Annotated in this window: 20 protein-coding genes and 1 pseudogene; 10 read left to right on the forward strand and 11 right to left on the reverse strand. The window is 70.0% G+C overall.

The window, feature by feature from the left end:
- Nucleotides 1-8 precede the first annotated feature (8 nt).
- Both AB0M36_RS00210 and AB0M36_RS00215 read right to left on the reverse strand, forming a co-directional pair.
- The gene (locus AB0M36_RS00210) at nucleotides 9-1604 is read right to left on the reverse strand and encodes an NAD(P)/FAD-dependent oxidoreductase (RefSeq protein ID WP_364150057.1); all 1596 of its coding nucleotides are present in this window, start codon (nucleotides 1602-1604) and stop codon (nucleotides 9-11) included.
- Between the two features lie 11 nt (nucleotides 1605-1615).
- Nucleotides 1616-2323, reverse strand: a complete 708-nt coding sequence (locus AB0M36_RS00215) for a TetR/AcrR family transcriptional regulator (RefSeq protein ID WP_364150060.1) — start codon at nucleotides 2321-2323, stop codon at nucleotides 1616-1618.
- 108 nt (nucleotides 2324-2431) lie between these two features.
- Here AB0M36_RS00215 and AB0M36_RS00220 point away from each other — a divergent pair.
- Nucleotides 2432-4468: pseudogene (locus AB0M36_RS00220) on the forward strand (MMPL family transporter); the annotation flags it as partial.
- Here the strand turns inward: AB0M36_RS00220 and AB0M36_RS00225 are convergent.
- Nucleotides 4422-5396: a YhjD/YihY/BrkB family envelope integrity protein gene (locus AB0M36_RS00225; protein WP_364150063.1), complete on the reverse strand. Its 975-nt coding sequence runs from the start codon at nucleotides 5394-5396 to the stop codon at nucleotides 4422-4424. The pseudogene AB0M36_RS00220 and the gene AB0M36_RS00225 sit on opposite strands and share 47 nt — an antisense overlap.
- A gap of 102 nt (nucleotides 5397-5498) precedes the next feature.
- Between AB0M36_RS00225 and AB0M36_RS00230 the strand changes: the two genes are divergently transcribed.
- From AB0M36_RS00230 to ispG, 4 genes are read left to right on the forward strand one after another with little or no spacing between them, the layout of a single operon-like run.
- Entirely contained in the window at nucleotides 5499-6089 is a 591-nt protein-coding gene (locus AB0M36_RS00230) for a Uma2 family endonuclease (RefSeq protein WP_364150066.1), read from the forward strand.
- Nucleotides 6090-6118: 29 nt separating this feature from the next.
- The gene (dxr, locus tag AB0M36_RS00235) at nucleotides 6119-7330 is read left to right on the forward strand and encodes a 1-deoxy-D-xylulose-5-phosphate reductoisomerase (RefSeq protein WP_364150069.1); all 1212 of its coding nucleotides are present in this window, start codon (nucleotides 6119-6121) and stop codon (nucleotides 7328-7330) included.
- Nucleotides 7330-8580 (forward strand): site-2 protease family protein, encoded by a 1251-nt coding sequence (locus AB0M36_RS00240; protein WP_364150072.1) that lies wholly within the window; start codon nucleotides 7330-7332, stop codon nucleotides 8578-8580. Before dxr ends, AB0M36_RS00240 begins: the two co-directional genes overlap by 1 nt.
- A 7-nt stretch (nucleotides 8581-8587) precedes the next feature.
- Nucleotides 8588-9760 (forward strand): flavodoxin-dependent (E)-4-hydroxy-3-methylbut-2-enyl-diphosphate synthase, encoded by a 1173-nt coding sequence (ispG, locus tag AB0M36_RS00245; protein ID WP_364150075.1) that lies wholly within the window; start codon nucleotides 8588-8590, stop codon nucleotides 9758-9760.
- Nucleotides 9761-9961: 201 nt separating this feature from the next.
- Here the strand turns inward: ispG and AB0M36_RS00250 are convergent, their stop codons facing one another.
- The gene (locus AB0M36_RS00250; RefSeq protein ID WP_364152133.1) at nucleotides 9962-10534 is read right to left on the reverse strand and encodes a PadR family transcriptional regulator; all 573 of its coding nucleotides are present in this window, start codon (nucleotides 10532-10534) and stop codon (nucleotides 9962-9964) included.
- A 139-nt stretch (nucleotides 10535-10673) separates the two neighbouring features.
- On the opposite strand from AB0M36_RS00250, the gene AB0M36_RS00255 reads away from it, so the two are divergent.
- Nucleotides 10674-11513: a GNAT family N-acetyltransferase gene (locus AB0M36_RS00255; RefSeq protein ID WP_364150078.1), complete on the forward strand. Its 840-nt coding sequence runs from the start codon at nucleotides 10674-10676 to the stop codon at nucleotides 11511-11513.
- 4 nt (nucleotides 11514-11517) lie between these two features.
- On the opposite strand, the gene AB0M36_RS00260 is transcribed toward AB0M36_RS00255, so the two are convergent.
- A complete protein-coding gene (locus AB0M36_RS00260; RefSeq protein ID WP_364152136.1) occupies nucleotides 11518-12474 on the reverse strand; it encodes an LLM class F420-dependent oxidoreductase in 957 nt (318 codons plus the stop codon).
- A 219-nt stretch (nucleotides 12475-12693) separates the two neighbouring features.
- Here AB0M36_RS00260 and AB0M36_RS00265 point away from each other — a divergent pair, with 219 nt between their 5' ends.
- Genes AB0M36_RS00265 through AB0M36_RS00275 form a run of 3 tightly spaced genes read left to right on the forward strand, consistent with a single transcriptional unit; the run spans nucleotide 12694 to nucleotide 16429 of the window.
- Nucleotides 12694-13698, forward strand: a complete 1005-nt coding sequence (locus AB0M36_RS00265; RefSeq protein WP_364150081.1) for an ATP-binding cassette domain-containing protein — start codon at nucleotides 12694-12696, stop codon at nucleotides 13696-13698.
- Entirely contained in the window at nucleotides 13695-15839 is a 2145-nt protein-coding gene (locus tag AB0M36_RS00270) for a YhgE/Pip domain-containing protein (RefSeq protein ID WP_364150084.1), read from the forward strand. Before AB0M36_RS00265 ends, AB0M36_RS00270 begins: the two co-directional genes overlap by 4 nt.
- 5 nt (nucleotides 15840-15844) lie before the next feature.
- Nucleotides 15845-16429 (forward strand): TetR/AcrR family transcriptional regulator, encoded by a 585-nt coding sequence (locus AB0M36_RS00275; RefSeq protein ID WP_364150087.1) that lies wholly within the window; start codon nucleotides 15845-15847, stop codon nucleotides 16427-16429.
- Nucleotides 16430-16600: 171 nt separating this feature from the next.
- On the opposite strand, the gene AB0M36_RS00280 is transcribed toward AB0M36_RS00275, so the two are convergent.
- The 6 genes from AB0M36_RS00280 to AB0M36_RS00305 all read right to left on the reverse strand — a co-directional run bounded on the left by AB0M36_RS00280 (nucleotide 16601) and on the right by AB0M36_RS00305 (nucleotide 22756).
- Nucleotides 16601-17668: an ABC transporter permease gene (locus AB0M36_RS00280; RefSeq protein WP_364150090.1), complete on the reverse strand. Its 1068-nt coding sequence runs from the start codon at nucleotides 17666-17668 to the stop codon at nucleotides 16601-16603.
- Nucleotides 17665-18558: an ATP-binding cassette domain-containing protein gene (locus AB0M36_RS00285; protein ID WP_364150093.1), complete on the reverse strand. Its 894-nt coding sequence runs from the start codon at nucleotides 18556-18558 to the stop codon at nucleotides 17665-17667. Before AB0M36_RS00285 ends, AB0M36_RS00280 begins: the two co-directional genes overlap by 4 nt.
- A 493-nt stretch (nucleotides 18559-19051) precedes the next feature.
- A complete protein-coding gene (locus AB0M36_RS00290; RefSeq protein WP_364150096.1) occupies nucleotides 19052-19714 on the reverse strand; it encodes a response regulator transcription factor in 663 nt (220 codons plus the stop codon).
- A gap of 455 nt (nucleotides 19715-20169) precedes the next feature.
- On the reverse strand, nucleotides 20170-21600 hold the full coding sequence (locus AB0M36_RS00295; RefSeq protein ID WP_364150099.1) for a sensor histidine kinase: 1431 nt from the start codon (nucleotides 21598-21600) through the stop codon (nucleotides 20170-20172).
- A complete protein-coding gene (locus AB0M36_RS00300; RefSeq protein WP_364150102.1) occupies nucleotides 21597-22121 on the reverse strand; it encodes an ArsR family transcriptional regulator in 525 nt (174 codons plus the stop codon). The genes AB0M36_RS00295 and AB0M36_RS00300 overlap by 4 nt, the downstream gene beginning before the upstream one ends.
- The gene (locus AB0M36_RS00305; RefSeq protein ID WP_364150105.1) at nucleotides 22055-22756 is read right to left on the reverse strand and encodes a DUF998 domain-containing protein; all 702 of its coding nucleotides are present in this window, start codon (nucleotides 22754-22756) and stop codon (nucleotides 22055-22057) included. Before AB0M36_RS00305 ends, AB0M36_RS00300 begins: the two co-directional genes overlap by 67 nt.
- Before the next feature lie 48 nt (nucleotides 22757-22804).
- Here AB0M36_RS00305 and AB0M36_RS00310 point away from each other — a divergent pair, with 48 nt between their 5' ends.
- Nucleotides 22805-23623 (forward strand): SDR family NAD(P)-dependent oxidoreductase, encoded by an 819-nt coding sequence (locus AB0M36_RS00310; protein WP_364152139.1) that lies wholly within the window; start codon nucleotides 22805-22807, stop codon nucleotides 23621-23623.
- Nucleotides 23624-24187: the final 564 nt, after the last annotated feature.

Below are 24187 nucleotides of genomic sequence, written 5' to 3' on the forward strand. Positions count from 1 at the left end.
ACGTCGCGTCAGCGGCCCAGGTCGGACAGGATGCGCTTGGCGGCGTTGTGGCCGGCGGCGCCGATGACGCTGCCGGCCGGGTGGGCGCCCGCCGAGCCGGCGTAGAGGCCGTCCAGGCCGGTGAAGTACGGCATGCGCTCGTCGAAGGCGACCGTGTTGTCGACGTGGTGGATGTGCCCGCCGGTGATGCCGAAATGCTGCTCGATGCCCGCCGGCGTCAGCGGCATCATGTCCGCCACCAGCGACGACGTGCCCGGCGCGTAGCGGTCGCAGATCGCTAGCAGCTTCTCGACGTAACCGGGCAGGGCCTCGTCCCAGGCCGTGCCGGCGAGCTCGTACGGCACCGACTGCACGAACAGGGCCGACGAGTGGTGTCCCGCCTCGTCCCGCAGCGACGGGTCGACCGTGGTGTGCAGGTACCACTCGATGGTCGGCTCGGCGGGCAGGCGGCCGGCCTGCACGTCCGCCCACATGGCCCGCAGCGCGGCCATGGGGGAGTCGGATTCGGCGAGGCCCGCCAGGCCGGCTGAGCCGGGCAGCAGGTGGATCGTCGAGCCGAACGGTGACGCGGTGCCCTCCGGCAGGCAGGAGAAGCGTGGCAGCCCGGACAACGCCAGGTTGACCTTCATCGTGCTGCCGGTCTTGCGTACGGCCGCCATCCGCTCGGTGAGCGTGGCGGGCAGCGCGCCCTCGGGCACCAGTGACATCAGCCGGTAGGGGTCGCAGGAGCCCAGCACGACCCGGGCCTCGATGGTCCGGCCGTCGGCGAGGGCCACGCCCGTTGCCGTCCGCTGGGAGACGGTTACCGCGCTCACCGGCGTACCCTTGAAGATCTGGGCGCCGGCGGCGCGCGCCGCGTCGGCGAAGGTGCGGGAGACGGTGCCCATGCCGCCGGCTGCGATCATCCAGGTGCCGTCCGCGCCCGGCAGGCGGCACATGTTGTGGACGAGGAAGTTGTGGCCGGTGCCGGGGTCGTCGGGGCCCGCGTTCAGTCCGGAGAGGCCGTCGGTTACCGCGTACATGCTCATCAGCAGTTCGCTGGAGAACCCGAAGCGTTCGAGGTAGTCGGCGACGGAGCCGCGGACCAGCTCGATGAAGGTGCTCTGGAGCTGCGGCCGGATGTGGCGGTCGGCGATCTCCTCGACGGAGCCGGGCTCCTCGAGCCAGGCGGGCGCGAGATCGGCGCGCAGCGCGGCGATCTCGACCTGCATCGCCTCGTCCGCGGCGATGTCGCGCGGCGAGAAGAACTGCGCCATCTGGGCGCGGGTGGCCTCGCGGTCGGTGCCGAAGAGCAGGTACGGCGAGCCGGGCCCGCCCGGCGTGGGCAGGAAGTAGTGCGGATCGCGGCGCAGCACGGGAATGTCGACGTCGAGCGTGGCGAGCAGCTCCGGCGGCATGAGGCCGAGCAGGTAGGAGCCGGTGGACTGGCCCAGACCCGGCACCTTGGCGAACGGGTGCTCGGTGCGGGTGGCGCCGCCGAGCACGTCCGCGGCCTCGAGGACGACGACGTCGAGGCCGGCGCGGGCCAGCAGGACGGCGGAGACCAGGCCGTTGTGGCCCGACCCGATGATCACGACATCGGCGCGTTCCGGCAGTGCACTCATGGGCGCGAAGCTTAGCGTGCCAACTGGTCGAGAGCCCGGGCCAATTCGACTTCGAACAGTGGCGCTACGTCCGTCACCGCCCAGGCCAGGTGGCCGAAGACCTCCATGGCGACCATGCCGTAGAGGCGGGTCCAGGAGGTGATGAAGAAATAGATGACCGCCGGTGGGAAGCGGTCGCCGAAGTTCTCGATGTACGGCCGGAAGATCTCGCGCAGGGCCGGATCGGGCAGCTCGTGCGGCTCGCCCGCGAAGGAGCGCCGGGCGTAGTGCTCGCTCATGACGGCGAAGAACGTCTCGCCGAACCGGGCCCCGGCCTCGTCCAGCGGCGGACCGCGCTGCGGGAGCGGGGTGACGCCGGGCAGGGGGCTGCCGAACATCAGTGCGAACTCGGCCGGGTGGTCCAGCGACCAGCGCCGGAAACCGCGTGCCATGTGCCCGATGCGGGTAAGGGGATCCTCGTCGGCGTGTACCGCCGAGACGTCCGCCACGGCGGCTCGCAGGTCCTCGAAGAGGTCGCTGACGAGCGTCGTGACCAGGGCGTCGAGGCTGGCGAAGTAGCGGTACAGCGCCGGCGCGGTCATGCCGACCTCGCGGGCGATAGCGCGCAGGGAGATCGCCGTCGGGCCGCCGGCGACGAGCAGACGCCGTGCCGCGTCCTTGATCTCGGTGACGGTTTCCGCGCGCAGCCGTTCCCGCCGGCTGGGTGTGGTGGCCGTCATAGTGGGGACTCCATTGACGTAGCGAACGGTGTTTGCAACGGTAAACGGTGTTCACGGAATAGTCGACGATCACTGGTGACTTTATCGGCTCGGGCAGGAGGCGGACGAATGTTCGGCTGGTGGGGCAGAGCGGTCGTAAAGCTGCGCTGGTGGGTCGTCGCGGCCGGGTGCGCGCTCATCGTCGGCGGCGCGACGTGGGGCGCCGGGGTCTTCGGCGCGCTGACCGGCGGCGGCTACGACGATCCGGACAGCGAGTCCAACCGCGCGGCGACGGCCATCTCGCAGCAGCTCGGCTCCCGCGACCCCGACCTCGTGGTGCTCTGGTCCACCGGGTCCGCGACCGTCGAGGACGACACCGTCCGGCAGGCGGTCACCGCCGCGGTCACCCGGATCCGCGCGCGGACCGACGTGCGGCAGGTGGCGGCCTACACCGACCCGAAGGCCCCGCCGGCGCTGGTCAGCACCGACAAGCGCGCCACCTATGCCGCCGTCTACCTCAAGGCGGCCGACGAGGACGGCAAGCGGGCGGCGTACCACCGTATCGAGTCCGACTTCGCTGTGCCCGGGCTGAAGACGCAGGTCGGCGGCCTCGTCGCCTTCGCCGACCGGGCCAGCACCCAGACCGAGGAGGACATCACCCGCGCGGAGATCTTCTCCCTGCCGGTGCTCTTCGTCCTGCTCGTGCTGATCTTCCGCGGGCTGATCGCCGCGATGTCGCCGCTGCTCATCGGCGGCATCGCCATCATGGGCGCGTTCCTCGCCGTGCGGGCGCTGACCTACGTCACCGACATCTCGGTCTTCGCGATCAACGTCATCACGCTGCTCGGGCTGGGCATGGCGGTCGACTACTCGCTCTTCGTCGTCAGCCGGTTCCGCGAGGAGCTGTCCCACGGCCACGACGTGCCGGCCGCCGTCCGGACCACGGTCGCCACCGCCGGGCGTACCGTCGTGGTCTCGGGCCTGACCATCGTCCTCGCGCTCTCCAGCCTGCTGATCTTCCCGCAGCCGTTCCTCGGCGGCATCGCCATCGGCGGCATGGCCGCCGTCCTGGTCGCGATGCTCGCCTCGCTCACCGTGCTGCCCGCCGTGCTGTCCCTGCTCGGGCACCGCATCGACAAGCTGCAGATCCCGCTGCTGTCGCGCCGGCTCCCCGGTGCGGGCGGCGGATGGGCGAAGGTCGCGCACAGCGTCATGAAGCGCCCCGTCCTGTACGCCGTCGGCGTGCTCGTCGTCCTCGTGGCCTTCGCCGCGCCGTTCCTGCGGGTGGAGTTCGGCGGCTTCGACGAGCGCGTGCTGCCGCCCGGCTCGGAGCCGCGCGTCGTCGGCGAGCGGCTGGACGCGGAGTTCCCCGGCGGCGGCGAGGACCCGATCACCGTGCTGGTGAAGGGGCCGGCCGGCGGACTCGCCGAGCGGATCTCCGCGCTGCCGGACGTCACCGGCGCCACGGTCACCGGCCAGCAGGGCGACTCCACGCTGCTCACGGTGACCTACCCGCCCACGCTCTCCAACGCCGACTCCCGCGAGATCGTCTCCGGCATCCGCGACCTCACCCCGCCGTCCGGCGCCGAGGTCCTGGTGGGTGGCCGCCCGGCGGTCGACCTCGACCTGCTGGAGAGCCTCGCCGACCGGCTCCCGTGGATGGCGCTCATCATGGCGGTCGCCACGATGATCCTGCTCTTCCTGGCGTTCGGCTCGATCCTGCTGCCGATCAAGGCCGTCCTGATGAACCTGGTCTCGATCGGCGCGTCCTTCGGCGTGGTCGTCTGGATCTTCCAGGACGGGCACTTCGAGAACCTGCTGCGCTTCGAGTCGACCGGCTTCATCGAGCCCAGCAACATGATCCTGGTCCTCGCCGTGCTGTTCGGCCTCGCCACCGACTACGAGGTGTTCCTGCTGTCCCGCGTCCGCGAGGAATGGGACGCGGGCGGCGACAACACGTCCGCGGTGGCCACCGGCCTGCAACACACCGGCGGCATCATCACGGCCGCCGCCGTGCTGCTGATCACCGTGGTCGCGGGGTTCGCCACCGGTGGCATGAGCGTCATCAAGACCATCGGCGTGGGCATGATCGTGGCCATCGTCGTGGACGCCACGCTAGTCAGAGCGCTGCTCGTCCCGGCGACGATGCGGCTGCTGGGCCGGTGGAACTGGTGGGCCCCGGGCTTCCTGGGCCGCTTTTACGCCCGGTACGGGATCCACGAGGCGCCGGCTCCCACGGCTCCGGACCCGCAACGGGACTCGGTGACCGTCTGAGCCGCCGACAGGTGCTCAGGCTCCGCGTCGCGGCGAACCCGGCCAGCACGATGACGTGGAAAAGGTAGAGCCACAGCCCGACGGCGACCACGCCGCCGACCTCGGTGAACCCGCCGAACGGGGCGCCGAGGTCCAGCGGCAACGCGCAGAACAGCACGAACCCGTGCAGGAACCCGGAGAGGTTGGCGGCGGTGAACGAGCCGACCAGAAGCGTCGCCGACCACTCCGGCCGTCCGGGTGCCACGCCGCGATAGACCCAGACCACCGCGGGGGTCAGCACCAGCCAGGCGGCGAGGAACGACAGGACCACGCCGGCGACGGCGTACCAGCCACCCCGGATCCAGAGGCCGCTGGTCGCGGGGAGGGCCAGGAAGAGGGCGAGCAGGAGGGCCGGTGAGGCGGCGAGCAGTGGCAGCCAGAGCAGCCGCCCACGCCAGCCGACCAGCGACTCACCGGGCTCGGCCAGCGACTCACCGGGCTTGGCCAGACTCGCGAAGGCGCGGCGCAGGCCCTCGCCGTAGAGCGTGGCGGGAAGCAGGCTCGCGAGCGCCAACAGGGGCGTCAGGTGGAGCCCGGCGTCGATCAGTCGTTCCAGCGCGTGCGGCGCCCCGATCGCGTCCGGCAGCGCGTCGATCGTGCGGCCGGTGAGGTCGCGTACCCGCTGCGTCCCGGCGGCCAGCCCGGTGATCCACACGGCCAGCAACGCGACCGGCACCACGGCGATCCCGGCGTAGAACGTCACGGCGGCGGCATGCAGCGCCAGATCCCGCCCCCGCAGCGGGCGGAACGGGGCGGACACCATCCGACGCAGCTCTCGCATCCACCCCACATACCCCCGCCGTCGAGTTATCCACAGGGGAGAAGTGCGGCACCCGGGCGGTACGCTGACTCCGCGATGATGCCCCGCAAGGAGGTGAGTCCGATGGCCATGCCGGCCCGTGAACCGTCGTTCGACATTCTCGGCACGCTGAATCAGCCGTGGACCGCCCAACTGGCCCTCGACCTGCTGCCCGACCACAGCGGCCCCAAGGTCGAAGTTGTCCGCGGGAGCGTGATCGTGACACCACATGCCGGTTTCGACCATCAAGCGGCCGAGCGCCAGCTGTCGTTCCCGCTGCATCAGGCGGCGCGCAAAGCGGGCATGTGGGCTTATCCGGAGGTCAACATCGTCTCCGGGGAGGATCTATTCATCCCGGACTTCGTGGTGTTGCGTCGTTCCGGAGGCGGCAAGACCTTCATGCCGATCGGTGACGCGGTGCTGATTGGTGAAATCGTCTCGAGGGGCAATCGTCGAAAGGACGTCATCGAACGCCCCCGCGAGTATGCCGCCGCAGGGGTGCCCTTCTTCCTCCGCGTCGACTTCCGCAACCGTATTCCGTCTCTCGTTTTGCACGAGCTGTCCGACGGGAAGTACCAGCCGGTTGTGGCCGCCGCGGCCGGCGGGACCTTCGCGATGCAGCAGCCGTTCGACTTCTCGATCGATCCTGAGGATCTTCTCGACGAGGAAGGCTGAGCGGAAGGGGCGTGCGGGCGTCCGGGAAGATGGCTCTCATGCGTGAGCTCGTGCTGCTCGGTTCCACCGGGTCCATCGGTACCCAGGCCATCGACATCGTCCGGCGCCACCCGGACGCCTTCCGGGTCGTCGCGATCGGGGCCGGCGGCGGCAACGTCGAGCTGCTCGCCGCGCAGGCGCTCGAGCTGGGCGTCGACGCCGTCGGGGTGGCCCGGTCGAGCGTGGTCCAGGACCTCCAGCTGGCGTTCTATGCCGAGGCGCAGCGGCGGGGGTGGGCCACCGGCGACTTCAAGCTGCCCAAGATCGTGGCCGGGCCGGAGGCCATGACGGAGCTGGCTCAGTGGTCCTGTGACGTGGTGCTCAACGGCGTCGTCGGCAGCCTGGGGCTCGCGCCGACGCTGGCGGCGCTGCGCCGCGGGCGTACCCTCGCGCTCGCCAACAAGGAGTCGCTCGTGGCCGGCGGCCCGCTGGTCAAGGCCGCGGTGACGCGGCCGGGGCAGATCGTGCCGGTGGACTCCGAGCATTCGGCGCTCGCCCAGTGCCTGCGCGGCGGCGCCGAGCGGGAGGTGCGGCGGCTGGTGCTCACCGCCAGCGGGGGAGCGTTCCGCGACCGCCGGCGCAGCGAGTTGACGAACGTCACACCCGAGGAGGCGCTCAAGCATCCCACCTGGGACATGGGGCCGGTGGTCACGATCAACTCGGCGACGATGGTGAACAAGGGGCTCGAGGTGATCGAGGCGCACGAGCTGTTCGACGTGCCCTACGACGACATCGAGGTGATGGTGCACCCGCAGTCGGTGCTGCACTCGCTGGTCGAGTTCACCGACGGCTCGGCGCTCGCCCAGGCGAGCCCGCCGGACATGCGCCTGCCGATCGCGCTGGCGCTGGCTTGGCCCGACCGAGTGCCGCAGGCCGCCGCCGCGGTTGACTGGACGATGGCGCACAACTGGGAGCTGCGTCCGCTGGACAACGAGGCGTTTCCCGCCGTGGAGCTCGCCAAGGAGGCGGGTCGGGCGGGCCGCTGCCGGCCGGCGATCTACAACGCCGCGAACGAGGAGTGTGTGGCCGCATTCGCGGCTGGTCGGCTACCTTTTCTGGGCATCGTCGACACCCTGGCGGCGGTGCTCGCGGCGGCTCCCGATTTCGACGAACCGGGTACCGTCGAGGAGGTGCTTGCCGCGGAGACCTGGGCGCGGGCCCAGGCACAGCGGAACATCGCGACTGCGGCTGAAGGAGCCTGATGCTGTTTTGGGTGGGGACGGCTGCCTTCGCGCTTGCCATCCTGATCTCGGTGAGCCTGCACGAACTGGGCCACATGATCACGGCCAAGCGGTTCGGCATGAAGGTCACCAAGTATTTCGTCGGCTTCGGGCCAACGATCTTCTCCTTCCACCGCGGTGAGACCGAGTACGGCCTCAAGGCCATCCCGCTCGGCGGCTTCTGCAAGATCGTCGGCATGACGCCGCAGGACGACGACGTCGAGGAGCAGGACCAGCACCGGGCCATGTGGCGCTTCCCGGTATGGAAGCGGACGATCGTGATGTCCGCCGGCTCTATCACCCACTTCGCCCTGGCGATCGTCGCCACCTGGTTCGCCGCCGTCTTCGTCGGCCTGCCCAACCCCGACGTGCCGAAGACCGTTGCCGAGCAGCGCATGCTCCCGGCGCGGATCTCCGTCGCCGAGTGCGTCCAGGTCGTCCTCACCGATCGGCCGGGCTGCGCGCCGACCGACCCGAAGGGGCCCGTGGCCGCCGCCGGCCTCAAGTCCGGCGACCTGATCACCAGCGTCGGCGGCACGCCGATCCAAAACTACGGCCAGCTCACCGACGCGATCCGGTCCCAGAAGGCCGGGGCAGTCCCCTTCGGCTACACCCGCGACGGGGTGAGCGCCACGGCCACCGTCACGCTCATCGCGGCACAGCGCCCGCCGCTCGACGACCCCGACGGTGCGGTCAAGGAAGTGGCCGTCGCCGGTCTCGGCGTCCAGAACAACGTTCCGCCCCTGGTCACGTACGGGCCGGTCGAGAGCATCGGGGTGACCTTCGACTACGGGTGGAGAATGGCGGAGGCCTCCGTCGCCGCCATGAAGCGGATCCCGGAGAAGATCCCGGCGCTGTGGAACTCCATCACCGGTGACGAGCGGGACCCGGACACCCCGATCAGCGTGGTCGGCGCCAGCCGGCTCGGCGGTGAGGCGATCGAACAGGGCGTCCCCGAGCTCTTCCTCCTGATCTTCATCTCGCTGAACGTCTTCATCGGCATCTTCAACCTGCTGCCCCTGCTGCCGGTCGACGGTGGCCACATCGCGATCGCCTGGTACGAACGCGTCCGGTCGTGGATCTACGCGCGCCTCAAGAAGCCCGATCCCGGCCGCGTCGACTACTACAAGCTCATGCCGTTGACGTACGCGGTCATCGTGATCGGTGGCGCCTTCACGCTGCTGACGATCACCGCCGACGTCGTCAACCCAATTTCGATCTTCTCCAGGTGAGTGTGAAATGACCGCGATCAGCCTCGGTATGCCCGCCGTACCCCCGCCGCCGCTGGCCACCCGCCGGCAGAGCCGCCAGATCAACGTCGGCGGCGTCCTGGTCGGCGGCGGTGCGCCCGTCAGCGTCCAGTCGATGACCACCACCCTCACCTCGGACGTCAACGCGACGCTGCAGCAGATCGCCGAGCTGACCGCCTCGGGCTGCCAGATCGTCCGGGTCGCCGTCCCGTCGCAGGACGACGTCGAGGCGCTGCCCGCGATCGCGAAGAAGTCGCAGATCCCGGTGATCGCCGACATCCACTTCCAGCCCAAGTACGTCTTCGCGGCCATCGACGCGGGCTGCGCGGCGGTCCGGGTCAACCCGGGCAACATCCGCCAGTTCGACGACAAGGTCAAGGAGATCGCCAAGGCGGCCGGCGCCGCGGGCACGCCCATCCGGATCGGCGTCAACGCGGGCTCGCTCGACAAGCGCCTGCTGGAGAAGTACGGCAAGGCCACCGCCGAGGCGCTCGTCGAGTCGGCGCTCTGGGAATGCTCGCTGTTCGAGGAGCACGGCTTCCGCGACATCAAGATCTCGGTCAAGCACAACGATCCGGTCGTGATGATCCGCGCCTACCGCCAGCTCGCCGAGCAGTGCGACTATCCGCTGCACCTCGGCGTGACCGAGGCGGGTCCGGCCTTCCAGGGCACGATCAAGAGCGCGGTGGCCTTCGGCGCCCTGCTCGCCGAGGGCATCGGCGACACCATCCGGGTCTCGCTGTCGGCCCCGCCGGTCGAGGAGATCAAGGTTGGCCAGGGCATCCTGGAGTCCCTCGGCCTGCGCGAACGCGGCCTCGAGATCGTCTCCTGCCCGTCCTGCGGCCGCGCCCAGGTCGACGTCTACACCCTGGCCGAGCAGGTCACCGCCGCCCTCGAGGGTTTCCCGGTGCCGCTGCGCGTCGCGGTCATGGGCTGCGTCGTGAACGGCCCGGGCGAGGCCCGCGAGGCCGACCTCGGTGTCGCCTCCGGCAACGGCAAGGGCCAGATCTTCGTCAAGGGCAAGGTCATCAAGACGGTCCCCGAATCGATCATCGTGGAGACGTTGGTCGAGGAGGCGCTGCGCCTCGCCGACGAGATGGGCGCCGAGCTCCCGGAAGAACTGCGCGAACTGCTGCCGGGTCCGCAGGTGACCGTTCACTGATTTCTTAAGTACGGCGCGACGGCCCGGCAACCGCAACACCGCGCTGGCCCCGCACACGGCAACGCCAGGGACCCGCCGCACGATGTCCGTGCGGCGGGTCGCTGATGTGTGGGTGGCGGATTCCGGCAGGTCGCGAGCCGTGTGCGGGCTCGGCCCGGTGGTGCGGTTGGCGTTTTGTGGCGCCGTACCTATGAAAAGGTCTTACTCGGCCAGGATCGCGTAGAGCTTGCGCTTGGTCTCGTTGAGCACTTCGAGGGCCTGCTGGCGCTGTTCCGGGGTGCCGCTGAAGCCGACCTGCCTGAGCGCGCTCATGATGCCGACCGCCGCGTCGCGGAAATCCTGCACCTGCGACATGGTGTCGTCGCTGAACTGGGCCCACGGCGGGTTTTCCGCCGCGGTCTGTGCCTCGGCGCGACCGGCCTCGGTGAGTGTGAAGCGCTTGCGGCCGCCGGCGGCCTCGGCCTCGATCAGGCCCTCGTCCTCGAGGAGCTGCAAAGTCGGGTAGACCGAGCCGGGGCTGGGACGCCAGATGCCGCCGGTGCGGCTCTCCAGCTCCTGGATCATCTCGTAGCCGTGCATCGGGCGCTCCAGCAGGAGCGCGAGCAGGGCGGGCCGGACGTTGGGCCGGCTTCCCCGGCCGCCGCGGCGATGCCCGCGCCCACCGGGACCCTCATGCCCCCACCCGGGGCCGCCGAAGCCGGGGCCGCCCTGGCCGAACGGGAATCCGGGCGGGAAGCCGAAACCGCGCATCCGGGCCTCGTGCAGCCGACGCATGTGTTCGTGCCTCACAACTATCTCCGATCTGTTGGCGATAGTTAGACGATATATCGGCAACGTGTCGGCTGCAAGGGTTTCTGAATCCGCGTGGGTAGCGTCGGGTGCGTGGGGCGTGCCATCTGGCAATCTGATACCTGTGCTGACGGTGCCCATTCGCCAACTCGGGGAGCCCGAGCGCGCGACGGTCGAACGGATCCTCGACCAAGACCCGTACGCCGGCGCCCAGATCGCCGAGCGTGTAGCGGCGTACGGGCTCAACTGGTGGCGCTCCGACGGGCGGATCTACGGGTACGGCCCGGGTCGCCGCGTCGAATCCCTGTGCTGGTCCGGGGCCCATCTGGTGCCGGTCTGCGCGACGCCGTCGGCCGTCGCCGCGTTCGCGGACCTGCTCGGCGCGGACACCCGCGTCTGCTCCTCGATCATCGGCCGGACCGACGCCGTGCTGGAGATGTGGGACCGCCTCGGCGGGCACTGGGGGCCGGCGCGCGAGGTGCGGCCGCACCAGCCGCTGCTGATCGCCGATCGGGACGCGCCGATCGCCCCCGACCCCGCCGTGCGGCTGGTCACCCTCAAGGAGGTCGACCAGCTCTTCCCGGCCGCGGTGGCGATGTACACCGAGGAGGTCGGGGTGTCGCCGCTGCTCGACGACGGCGGCCGCGGCTACAAGAGGCGCATCGCCGAGCTGGTGCGGGGCAGGCGGGCGTATGCCCGGTTCGTCGGTGACCGGGTGATCTTCAAAGCGGAGCTGGCGATCGTGACCCGGCGGACCACCCAGGTCCAGGGCGTCTGGGTGGACCCGGAATACCGCGGCCGCGGACTAGCGGCCGCGGCGATGGCGACGGTGGTGCATGACGCCCTGCGACGGGTCGCGCCCACGGTGAGCCTGTATGTGAACGACTACAACACCGCGGCGCGGCGGGTCTACGCGCGGTGCGGGTTCGTGCAGCAGGGCAGCTTCGCGACCGTCCTGTTCTGAGGCCCTAGGCGGGGCCAAGCGCCCTGATGAGCGTGGCCAGACCCTGCTCGTCGAGCTCAGGGGTGGGCAGGAGCGCCATGACCGGCACCCGCACGCCCGCCTCGGCATAGCGGGCGACCTTGGCGCGGCACTCCTCGGGAGCGCCGTGCACGACGAGCTCGTCGACCACCTCGTCGGGGATGGCGGCGAGGGCCGCCTTGCGGTCGCCCGCGGCCCACGCCTTCCACATCGGAGCGAGTTGCGGCTCGCGGCCCAGCCAGCGATGAAATTCCAGGTACGCCGGAACGGTCAGGTAGGCGGCGATCAGGCGGCGGCCGATGGTGCGGGCGTAGGCGGCGTCCGCGGTGGGGCACACGAAGATGCGGGCGACCACGTCGAAGTCCGGGTTGTCGGTCTTCGCCTCGGCCAGGACCCGCGGGACGTCGGTGGCCGCGAGCCAGTTGAGGATCACGCCGTCGGCCTCGCTCGCGGCCAGGCGCAGCATGGCGGGACGCAGGGCGGCCAGCAGGACCCGCGGCGCGATCGCGGGCGGCCGCTCGAGGCGGAAGCGGCGGATCTCGAACGTCTCGTAGGAGTGGTCGACGGTTTCGCCGGCCAGCGCGGAGCGCAGGAAGCGGAGCATGTCGCGGCTCCGGGCGTACGGCCGGGTGAAGTCGGCGGCGTTCCAGTCGCCGACGACCACCGGCGACGAGGCGCCGATGCCCAGTTGGAAGCGGCCGGGCGCGGCCTCCGCCAGGGCGGCCGCCGTCATCGCGAGCAGCCCCGGACCCCGGGTGAAGACGGGCGTGATGGCGGTGCCGAGGCGGGCCCGGGGCTGCCAGGCCGCCGCGAGGGTCAGCGGTGTGAAGGCGTCGGCGCCGTTCACCTCGCTCGACCACAGGTCGGTAAACCCCGCCTCGGTCAGGGCCGCGAACAGCGCGGCGTGATCGGCGAGCGGAACCCCGCCCAGAGGAATCGTCATGCCCCATCGCTTCGCCATGGTGTGATCCTGCCCTGCCGACGTGACGGGGTCCACTCGGCATCCACCGAATTTGGCGGGCTTTGTCCGGTTGCCGAGTGGCGCGGGGGTGATATTGAGGGATCGGTAGGCATGAGTGAGGTCTGCCACGGGAGGAGGCCATCGGCGCACGTCGCCGGTATGTTTTTGCACTGACCAGTCAGTGCAAAGTGGGTGCTCATCATGTCCGTCCTCCTCGCTCGCGGTGCCGGCGTACGCCGTAACCGCCAGTGGCTCTTCCGTGACCTCGACGTCTCGGCCTCCGCAGGCGACGTCGTCGCGGTCGTCGGTCCGCCCGGCAGCGGGCGGACCACGGTCCTGCTGGCCCTGACCCAGCGCTTCAAGCTCTCCGCGGGCACGGTCGAGATCGCCGGCACGGCCGCCCTCGGCTATGTGCCCGGCGTCACCGAGCCCGAGTCCGTGCTGACCGTGGCCGAGCACATCCGCGAGCGGGCGCTCCTCATCGGACAGCCGGCGAGCGGCTTGGCGCTGCACGGCCTCGATCCGGCGGCGCGGGGGTTCGCGCTCAGTCCGTACGAAAAGAGGGTCCTGGGTCTGGTCCTGGCCCGGATCGGAAAGCCGCAGGTCGTCGCCGTCGACGGGATGGACGACGGACTCAACGCGGCGGAGCGGGAGGCGCTCTGGCGCCTGATCGCGGACCTGGCGGCCGAGGGGGTCACGGTGCTGATCTCGGCCCGGGAGGTCGACGAGGCGCTGGTATCCACAGTGGTGAGCCTGGGTGGTCCGGCCCGCGAGGTGCCGAGCGCGACCGGTGTGACGGCTGTTGGTGGCCTGTCGGGTGTGTCGCACACGACGGAGCCGGCGGGCTCGGAGGACCCCATCTGGGAGACGAACACGATCGAGCCGGCGCCGGGTGCGGGTCGGGACTCGGTCTCGGATGCCAAGACCGAGGTCATCGCCCCGCCGGCCTCCGTGGCTGCCGGCCTGCCGGCTTCCTCGCCGGTCGCTTCCTCGCCGGCTGCTCCTTCGCCGGTCGCTTCCACGCCGGCTGCTCCTTCGCCGGCTGCTCCTTCGCCGGCTGCTTCTTCGCCGGCTGTTGCCGATTCGGCCGCTTCTGATTCGGCCGTTGACGAGTCGCCCGCTGATGCCGAGCCGATCGCCGACGCTGAGCCGGCACGACCCGACCAAGACGACCATCACACCGACCACTTCGGAGCGAAAAAGTGACCGGAACCTCCAGCCTGCGCCTGGCCGGCTTCGAGCTGCGGCGCTTCCTCCGCGGCCGGCTTCCCATGGCCGCCCTCGTCGTCATCTGCGTCATCCCGCTGCTCTACGGCGCGCTGTACCTCTATGCCTTCTGGGATCCCTACGGCCGCCTCAACCACGTACCCGTCGCGCTCGTCGTCGAGGACGTCACCGCCACCGCGACCGACGGCACCAAGGTGAACGCCGGCAGGGACCTCGCCAACAAGCTCATCAAACGCGAGATCTTCGACTGGCACGAGACCGACGAGCGGGAGGCCCAGGAGGGACTCGCCGACGGCCGCTACCAACTGTCGCTGCGGATCCCACGGGATTTCTCCGCGAACCTCGTTTCCGGCCCCGACGCCGACACCACACCCAAGCCCGCGCAGCTGCTGGTGATCAACGACGACGCGACCAACTACCTGTCCGGCGTGTTCTCCCGGACCGTGTTCGACGAGGTCAGGACCGGGGCGGCGCAAACCGCCCAGGCCGGCTACTTCGACAAGATGCTGATCGGCTTCACGGACCTCAAGCAGGAGACCCAGAAAGCCGCCGACGGCGCGGACGAGATCAACGACGGTGCCACCAACCTGCACGGCGGCGCGAAGAAGGTCAAGGGCGGCATCAACGAGGCCGAGAAGGGCGCCGGCAAGCTCGCCGGCAAGCTCGGACAGGCCGCGAAGGGCACGAACGACCTCGCCACCGGGCTGGCGACGCTGAAGGCGGGCACCGCCGAGATGGCGCTGCGCACGCAGCAGGCGGCGAACGGCACCCAACAGTTCGCGAAGGCCATCGACTCAGCCGCCGGCAAGTACGAACCGCTACTGCGCGACAACGCCCACCGCATCGAGGTGGGGGCGAACCTGGTGGCCGACGGCGCCGACCTGCTGGCCGCGCACGTCAACGAACTGGGCACGGCCGCCGACGACGCCGTCCGCACCGCGAAGCGGATCCAGAACTACCTCGATGGCCTGCCGCCGACCACGCCGGGCATCGACGAGATGCGGGCGTACGCGAAGGAACTCGTCGCCACCGCCGAGCGGATCAAGTCGACCATCGACAACGCCGACCTGAACGCCTGGAGCAAGCAGCTGAAGGACGTCGCGTACAAGGCGCGCAAGGTCGCCAAGGCCGCGCCGCACCTCGCCGACGACATCTCCAACGCTCAGGCCAAGATGCGGGAGCTGGCCTCCGGCCTTAGCCAGATCGCCACCGGCGCCCAGCGCATCAGCGACGGCACCTCGGACGCCGCGGCGGGCGCGCAGGCTCTGCGCGGTGGCGTCTTCCAACTCGCGTCCGGAGCCCGCCAGCTCGACAGCGGACTGATGACGCTGTCCGACGGCGGCCGCAAGCTCGCCAAGGGCCTCGGCGACCTGCAGAACGGAACGAGCGAACTCGCGTCGGGCCTCAACGACGGCGCCGACGAGGTCCCCGGCTACGGCGAGGACACGTCGGCCCGCGCCGACCTGCTCGCCAACCCGGTCCGCGTCGACCGAACCGTTCGCAACCCGGCAGCCACCTACGGCGTCGGCTTCGCTCCGTACTTCCTGGCCCTCGCCCTCTGGGTAGGCGCGATGATCACCTTCATGGTCCTCCGGCCGCTGAACAGGCGCTATGTCGTCTCCGGCGCCCCACCCCACCGCGTGGTGCTGGCCGGACTGCTGCCAGCCATCGCGATCGGCTGCGCCCAGGCCCTGCTGCTCTTCGTCGTGGTCGTGTTCGGCCTCGGCCTCGGCCCACAGAACCCGGCACGGACACTGGGGCTCATGATGCTCACGGCGATGGCCTTCGCGGCGATCATGCAACTGGTGGGAGCCGCACTCGGCCCCGCGGGCCGCATCGTGGCCCTGGCCCTGCTGATGCTCCAGCTCACCTCGTCCGGCGGCACCTACCCGGTGCAGACCACCCCCGACTTCTTCCAGTGGGTCCACCCGCTGCTGCCCATGACGTACGTCGTAGCGGCGTTGCGCCACGCGATCGACGGCGGATCGACAGGTACGGTGGTGACCGGCGCCCTCGCGCTGCTCGGATACGGCCTGGGCGCCCTCGCGCTGACGGTGGCGGTCGCCCGCCGCAAGCGCCGCCTGACTCCATCGGACCTGCACCCAGAACTGGTGATCTAACAACTGTGGACGGAAGAACCCGCAGGCGGAGCGTCACCCGCCAACGCCTCTACGAGGCAGCGGTGGAACTGATCGCCGAACAGGGCTTCTCGGCGACAACGGTCGACGACATCGCGCTGCGGGCGAAGGTCGCCAAAGGCACGGTCTACTACAACTTCGCCTCGAAGACAGCCCTGTTCGAGGAGCTCCTCAGACACGGCATCGGCCTCCTCACCGACGAGTTCCGCGCGGCGGTCGAGGGCCTACCACCCCGCGAGGCGGTGGCGGCCCTCGTCCGCACCCAACTCGAATACATCCGGCGCTACAAGGCGTTCGCGCAGCTCCTTCTCTCGGAAATGTGGCGCACCAACCGCGAGTGGCAGCAGACGCTGGTGCTCCTCCGCGACGAGGCGATCTCTGTCATCGCAGAGACGCTGAAGGCGGGCGTGAAAACCGGCGACCTGCCCGCCGACCTGGACGTACGCGTGGCATCGTCGGCGCTCTTCGGGGTGGGGTTGGTGGTGGCGGTCGACTGGCTGGTCTTCCAGCCGGACCGCAGCATCGAGGACGTGGAGCAATCCCTGCTCGCCATCGTCCGCCGGGTTGTTTGAGTCTTCTCGGTCGTCTGCCTGCGGGTTTGTCGAGCTTTCCCGTCGTCTGCCCGGCATGGTTGCTCTTGGCGGTCGCCATTGCCCTGGAGCCCGCCGCGGGCAGATGCCTCGGTCAACGGGCGGGCGGTTCAGCCCCTTGTTCGGGGCCGGACCGCCCGCCCACGGAGTTGTTCAGCCCGCCGTCGACCGGTTGCGCCAGGCGATGGCCAGGGAGGTGCGGCCGTTCGTTCGTAGGAGCGACCCCTCGTAGATGCGGGCGCCCACCCGGAGGAACACCACCGCCGCGGCCGCGAGCAGCGCCAAGGACACGATCGGTTCCCACAAGGCCGCGTCCTCGTTGAAGAGGCGGATCGGCATCGCGATCGGCGACGAGAACGGGATGTAGGACAGGACTCGCATCGCGGCATCGTTGTCCGTCAGGAAGAGAACCGCGAAGAACGGCAGCATGACCAGCATCTGAAGCGGGCTCGAGGCGCCCGCGATGTCCTCCTGGCGTGCGGCCAAGGCGCCGACGCCGGCCCACAGCGTGGCCAGCATGACGAAGCCGAGTGTGAAGAACGGCAGGAACCAGCCGATCGCCGGCCCGACCAGATTGATCACCTGGGCCTCCACGTCGGCGATCCGCATGCCGACGGTCGCCACGAGCGCGATCAGGGCGATCTGGCCGAAGGCGAGCAGGGTCAGCGCGGCCACCTTGCCGGCGAGCAGCGCGCGCACTGGCACGCTGGCCACGAGGATCTCCACGATGCGGGTCTGCTTCTCCTCGGTGACGCTCTGGGCGATCTGCATGCCAAAGGTGAAGGACGTGATGAAGAAGAGGAACGCGAGCGCGAACGGCACCATGAACTTCACGAAGGGGTTGATCTCGTTCGGCTCGAGGAAACGAACCGGCGGGGCCACACTGAGGGCGCTCATCACTTCGGACGGTGCCTCGTCCATGGCGAGAACCACCGGGCCGGCGAGCACCGCGGCCTCGACGTCGCCGTCGCGGACAGCGCGCTCGGCCGCCGCGTTGTCGGGAACCGCGCGCACCTCGATGTCCGGGCGTTGCAGGGCGGCACCGCCGGCGCTGCCGACGACCGCCACTTTCGTGGGACCGCCGTCGAACAGGGCCGGCAGCACCGTGCTGGCGACCGCGATGAACAGGAAGAACACCGTACTGAAGATGAAGGTCTTGTCGCGCAGCTTGACCCGCAGCTCGCGGGCCGCGACCAGCTGGACGGCCTGGAAGGTGGTCACTGGGTCACCTCTCGGAAGATCTCGGTGAGCGACGGGGCGACCGCGCCGAAGGAACGGACCGGCCCCCTCGCGAGGGCCGCGTGCAAAACCGTCTGCTCGTCGACGCCGGGCGCGAGGTCGAAAACAGCCCGTGTGCCGTCGAGGTCGACAAGGCTGAGCCCCGGATGGTCACGGAGCCATCCGGCGTCCGCGTCAACCTCGATCGCGAAGCGGGGCAGCGCATGAGCGGCCCGCAGCTCCTGCCGAGACCCGGCGGCACGGATCGACCCATCGGCAATGATCACCAGGTCATCGCAGAGGCGCTCGACGACATCCAACTGGTGGCTGGAAAAGAGCACCGGCGTACCGGCCGACGCCCGCTCCCGCAGAACGCCGACGACCACGTCGACGGCGAGCGGGTCGAGGCCGGAGAACGGCTCGTCGAGCACGAGCACCTCCGGATCGTGCACGAGCGCGGCGGCGATCTGCACCCGCTGCTGGTTGCCGAGCGAGAGTTTCTCGACCTGGTCGCCCGCGCGATCGCCAAGGCCAAGACGCTCCAGCAGGGCGGCGGTGTTACGCCGGGCGTCCACAGCGGACATGCCGTGCAGCCGTCCCAGGTAAACGATCTGGTCTGTCACGGTCATCTTCGGGTAGAGCCCACGCTCCTCGGGCATATAGCCGAAGCGCTGGCGAGCTTGCCGAGTAAGCGGCACACCATGCCAGGACACCTCGCCGCTGTCGGCGGCGAGCACCCCGAGCATGATCCGCATCGTGGTCGTCTTACCGGCCCCGTTGGCGCCCACGAATCCGGTCATCCGGCCGGGCTCTACGGTGAACGAAACATCTTTGAGCACCTGCCGATCCCCAAAACTGCGGCTCACGGCGTCGACGGTCAGCACCTTGGTCATTCCTTCACGCTAGGCGGGACGGCGGCCGGAAGCGTCCGGCCCGCGAACGATCACCGATGTCCTCCTTGCGGAGGACCCGCCAGCGCCCGACTCCACTCCGACGGGCGTGTGACCCGTCCAGCGCGCGGGGGGATAAGCGGCCAGCGGTTCCGAATGGTGATCCCCTCGAATGACCAACGAGCGCAGCCGCTGAGCGAAGGACGGCGTGCATGCGTGTCCCGAGAAGACCCCTGGAAAGCGACCAGTTCCGGGTTCCTTGGCAACGGTTGATAGTCGAAAGGGGACCGGGATTGAGGCAGGGAGCCGTTGGAGAAGGGAGAACGATCGAGACAAGGCCGGTGGCGTAGGGAGGACGATAAGGACAGGGAAGGTCGGCGTATGTGGAGAACGAACGACACGAGGCCGGTGGGCCTAAGTGACCACAGGCGACACAAACAGGGACGGTCGGCAAGAAGGGTGGTGAGCGGACCGGGGCCGGTCATCGCGCCGCTCCTCAGCCGCCGGGACGGACGACGCCGAGCTCGTATGCCAGCACGACGGCTTGTGTGCGATCCCGGGCACCGATCTTCATCAACACCCGGCTGACGTGCGTCTTCACCGTTGTCTCGCCCAGGTGCAGAACGCTCGCGATCTCGGCGTTCGTCGCTCCACTGGCGAGGTGCACGAAGACCTCGTGTTCGCGGGGCGTGAGCTCCGCCAACCGGGTGGCGGCTTCTCGCGAGCGCACGGCTCCAGGGTTGGCGAAGGTAGCTATGACCCGACGAGTGACGGCAGGCGCGAGGAGCCCGTCACCGCGAGCGATCACTCGAACGGCGTCGATGAGGGTCTCGGGCGTGCTGTTCTTCAGCAGAAACCCGCAGGCGCCGGCCTGGAGTGCGGCGAACAGGTAGTCATCGCGGTCGAACGTGGTGAGGATCAGCACCGAGGGCCCGTCCGTCGCGGTGATTCGCCGGGTGGCAGTCAGGCCGTCCATTCCCGGCATCTCCACGTCCATGAGCACGACGTCGGGACCGGTGAGGCCGGCGAGCTCCACAGCTCGCAAACCATCCGAGGCCTCAGCGACGACCTCCAGGTCGTCCTCGCATTCCAGGATGGCGCGCAGTCCGGACCGCACCAGGTCATGGTCGTCAGCGAGCAACAGCCGAATCTTCGTCATCGGCTCGGCGCCTGCCAGGCGAGCAGCCGTAGCCGTTCCCGCTGCCTGAGCATCCAGCACGGGCTTCGCTGGGTGGGGGGCCGGCACGGTCTTTGTTGGGTGGGTGTTCAGCGTGGCCTTCGCTGGGTGGGGGTCGGGCACGGTCTTCGCTGTGTGGGCGTCCACCACGGGCTTCGCTGGGTGGGCGCCTCTGGCGGGCTTCGCTGTGCAGGCGTCTGTCGCGGTCATAGCTGTGTGAGTGTCCAGCGCGGCGCTCGCCGCACGAGCGGATGTCTCGGTCCCAGCGGGGTGAGCGGCCGGCTCTGCTCTGGCAGGGCGATTGGTCGGCGCGACGGGGGCAACGGCGGGTGCGTGAGGGGTTGGTGTGGACCCGGCAGGGTGAATGAGTTGGGCGGGCCCGGCGGGCGGCTCGGCGCAAACGGGGCCGGCAAGGGCAGAGGTTGCGCTGGGGGCGGTCATGACGGCTCTCCTGTCGTGTCGGGGCGCGGGCCGGCTTCGTCGGCGCCTGTGGATCTGCCGTTCGGTTCTGCCAAGGTGTCCGCTTCGGGCGCGATCGGCAGGCGGGCGCGCACTCGGAAGCCACCTCCGGTGCGGGCGCCTGTCTCGAGGGTGCCGTCGTGCACGGCGACCCGCTCTCGCATGCCGATCAGGCCGAGGCCGCTCGCCGCGCCCGGTGTCTCGCCCAGGCCGTCGTCGGCGATGTCGAGCTCGAGGTCCTGGGCGAGGTAGCGGATCCGGACGTCGATCATCGTCGCGTTCGCGTGCTTGAGCGTATTGGTGACCGCCTCCTGCACGATGCGGTACGCCGCCTGCGAGACGGACTCCGGCACCGTACGGGGTGCACCGAACACACCGAATCGTCCCTCCAGGCCCGCTGCCCGGGCCCGGTTGATGATCTCCTCCACTTGCTCTATCCCAACTGGACGGTCGACGGACCGCTGCTGGGGAAGCAGGGCACCATCAGTGCCCGGGTGATCCACAGCGCGCAGCGCGCCGAGCATTCGGCGCAGTTCGTCCACCGCGGTGCGGGCGCATTGCTCGATGGCGGTCAGGGCGGTGCGGGCGAGCTCCGGGTTCCGGTCCATCGCCCGGCGGCTCGCCGATGCCTGGATGCCCATGACCGAGACGTGGTGGGCCACGACGTCGTGCAGCTCGCGGGCGATGCGCACCCGCTCGCTGAGCACCGCCTGCTCGCTGATCATCGTTTGAGCCGCGCGCAGCTCGGCGGCCTGCTCCTCAAGCTGATGTCGCCGCCGTGCCGCTTGCCAGGCTGTCTCGCCGAACAGATAGGCGAATCCGAAGAAGAGCATATTGATAAGAACGCCGTTGATGATCGAGGCCAGCAAGGGCGGCAGCTCGCCGGAGGCACCCGGTAAGCCGTCGGCGGGCAGCTTGTCGTGTGCCATCAGCCAGGCGACGGCGAGCCACACGAACATCGCCGCGATGATGGTCAGCCGCAGCCAGCGGGCCCGTGCCCGGTCGCCGCTCCAGGCACCCAGCGCGTAGATCGCGGCGAAGATCGCTCCCGAGGCCACCTGTTGCTCCTGGACGCCGCGATACTGACCGGCGATGAAGGCCGCGGCGACGACCACCGCGACGATTTCAGGGCGGGTGCGGCGCCAGATCAGCGGGATGGTGACGGCGCTGGCCCAGCAAACCTGTTCGGCCAGCGCCGGCGAGCTTGAGGTGGCGAAGATGCCGGCACTGCGTGCCAGGACGACATTCAGAAGGGCGAGCGCCGCAACGCCGAGGCCGATCGCCAGGTCCGCTCGTCGCTGGGCCCCGCTCGGTGCGGGGCGGCGCCAGTCCTCAGACGCGGCCGCGGGCACGCCGCGGCCACGGAGGATGGGAAGCGCGAACCTCGCGCTCAGAGTAGGCGCGCTCATCGCTGCACTCCAGACAGGACAACGAGCAGGGGTACGACCCTTTCACCGGGCACGGCGTATTGCCCTCGGGCGGACGAGTGCAGCCAACCGGCGCTGACGAGCTGGCGCAGGTGATGATAGATCTGACCGGTTGTGCCTAGCGCGTCGTCGGTGGCCAGCTCGGTGGCCGTCCGCGTGCCAGCCAGCACGCGGCGCAGTAGCAGGAGCCGGACCGGATGACCCAGGGCCCCCAGCGTGGTGGCCCAGTCGGACCAGTCGGCGCCAAGCATGTCAGCCACGGCCGTGCCGAGCTGCCAGTCGTAATGCTCCCCGGTGGGCAGATTGACCGTGCCGGTGAAGAGCACGGCGCCCGCGGTGTCGTCGCCGACTCGCTCGCGAAGGCCCTCCAGCGCCCAGAAGACATCGGGGGGATGCCGGTCGCCGGTGCGGTGCGGGGCGCTCTCGACCGCGCTGGTCAGCTCGGCGAGGCGGCGTTCGAGCTCCGAGACTCGACGTTCGAGAGGGTCCGCTGAGGCATCCATGGTGGTAGTCTTACGGAACTACGTAATATCGTCAAGGAGGCGGTCCCGATGAGCCAGCTGACGGCGACGGCGAGCAGGATTCGTTCGAGAATCGCGCCGGCGGTGCCGCGACCGACGAAGAGCATGATCAGACCCAACCCGCCACCTAGCGGAAAGGTCAGTGCGGCGTGCACGCCCGCAAGCCGTCGTGCGGCTAGCCGAAAGGCGGTGGAGATAGAGACGAGGAGCATGGCCCCGGCGAGCAGCACCATGCCGGCGATGCTGGCGGCAGAGTGCACCACGTCGTTCGCGGTGGTCGGCTCGAAGGGCGGCAGGGGGCACCGGTTCGTGCACGGCACGGCCCCCGAGGTGACGGCGAAAAGGGCGGTGCCGCCCAGCAGTGCGGCGACGCGCCGAGACTGGGGCCGCAGCGCCAGCGCGAGCAGGAGCACCCCAACGCTGAGAACGATCAGGCCCCATCGGTACGCGGAAGCCCACGGCGCCGCCGCGGTGCCAGCCTCGCTCACGTATCCGAGCAGCCAAGATCCAGGCGCGGCGACCAAAGCCCCCAGCATGACCGACGCACCCGTGAGGATCGTCAGGCCGGCGGCCGCCCCGCCCACGCGGACGGCGTGGCTCTCCTTGATCCGGAACATGAGACCACGCTAATGAGGTGATCCAATGTCCGCGTGCGTCGGACGGTGGTGATCACAGGAGCGAGCTCAGGCATCGGCTTGGCCGCAGCGGTCGAGCTCGCCCGCGGCGGTGACGAGGTCGTCCTGCTCGGGCGGGATGCGGGGAGGCTGCAGCATGCCGTGGAAGCGGTGAGGGAGGTGAGCAATCGCACGCCGGTCGCCTACAGGGCCGACTTCGCCATGATGGACGAGGTGCGAGAGGCCGGCGCCCGGCTGGCGGCGGAGCATGAACGCGTGCACGTACTGATCAACAACGCCGGACAGCTTGCGTCCGTTCGCCGGCCCACCGCCGACGGGTTTGACCCGACGATGCAGACCAATCACCTGGCCGGCTTCCTGCTGACCCACCTGCTACTCGACCGGCTCCGAGCGGCTGCCGGCACCGACGGCGCCGCCCGGGTGATAACGACCGGCTCCGCGGCCGAGTCGTGGGGCACGCTCGACGTGCGGCGTCCCGGTCGGCGTCAGCTCAGCAGATGGCTTGCGTACGGAGCCAGCAAGCAGGCCAACCTCCTCTTCACGGTGGCGGCGGCGCGGCGCTGGTCCCGGTACGGGATAGTGCCAACCTGCTTCTTCCCGGGCCTGATACGCAGCCGTTTCGGGCGCCGCAGCCCGCTCTTCACCCTGGCAGGACTGGTGCCGGTGCTGTTTCGGACGCCTGCGCAGGGCGCGGAGACGCTGGTCTGGCTGGCGAAGGAGCCGGAGGCTCTGGTGCCGGGCGGCTACTTCGCGTGGAAGCGACCCTTCGCCGCCACGGGCCGATCGACGAATGCCGACCGCGCGGACCTGCTGTGGGAGTCGAGCCTCGCCGCGACCGGCCTGGCCTGACCCCGCGCCTGCCTCGCCCCGCGACCGGCCTGGCCTGGCCTGACTCACAGCACTCGCAACTCCCGGGGGTGCCAATCCACTCGCGGCGGTGACTGGCTCACGGTGTCTGGTGGTAGCGGTAGCGACCGGTCTGTGGCGGTGACTGGGCCGTGGTGCTTGGGTTGCGGTGACCGGCTTGCGGCGGTGGCAGGTCTGCGGGGCTGCCGGGCTCAGCGCGGGCGAGTCGTGGTGTCTGCCGGGCTCAGCGGGAGGGTTGCGCTGCCTGCCGGGCTCAGCGGGAGGGTTGCGCTGCCTGCCGGGCTCAGCGGGAGGGTTGCGCTGTCTGCCGGGCTCAGCGGGGAGGGTTGGGTGCCTGGTGGGCAGACGGAGGCAGCCTATGGCCGGGATGACGCCGATCGGCTCGGTGAGGCGGGATGGGTGCGCCCTATGAACCCTTGCGGCGGTGGTGGGCCGTGGTGCTGACCCGCCTGCGGTAGTGGCGGGGCTTGCGGAGGTAACCAGGCACGCGGCGCCGATCGGTTCGCGGTGCTGGTGGGTCCGATGCCGGTCGGGCTGCGGAGTGCC

It is taken from the genome of Actinoplanes sp. NPDC051346, from assembly GCF_040682215.1.
Lineage (GTDB): Bacteria > Actinomycetota > Actinomycetes > Mycobacteriales > Micromonosporaceae > Actinoplanes.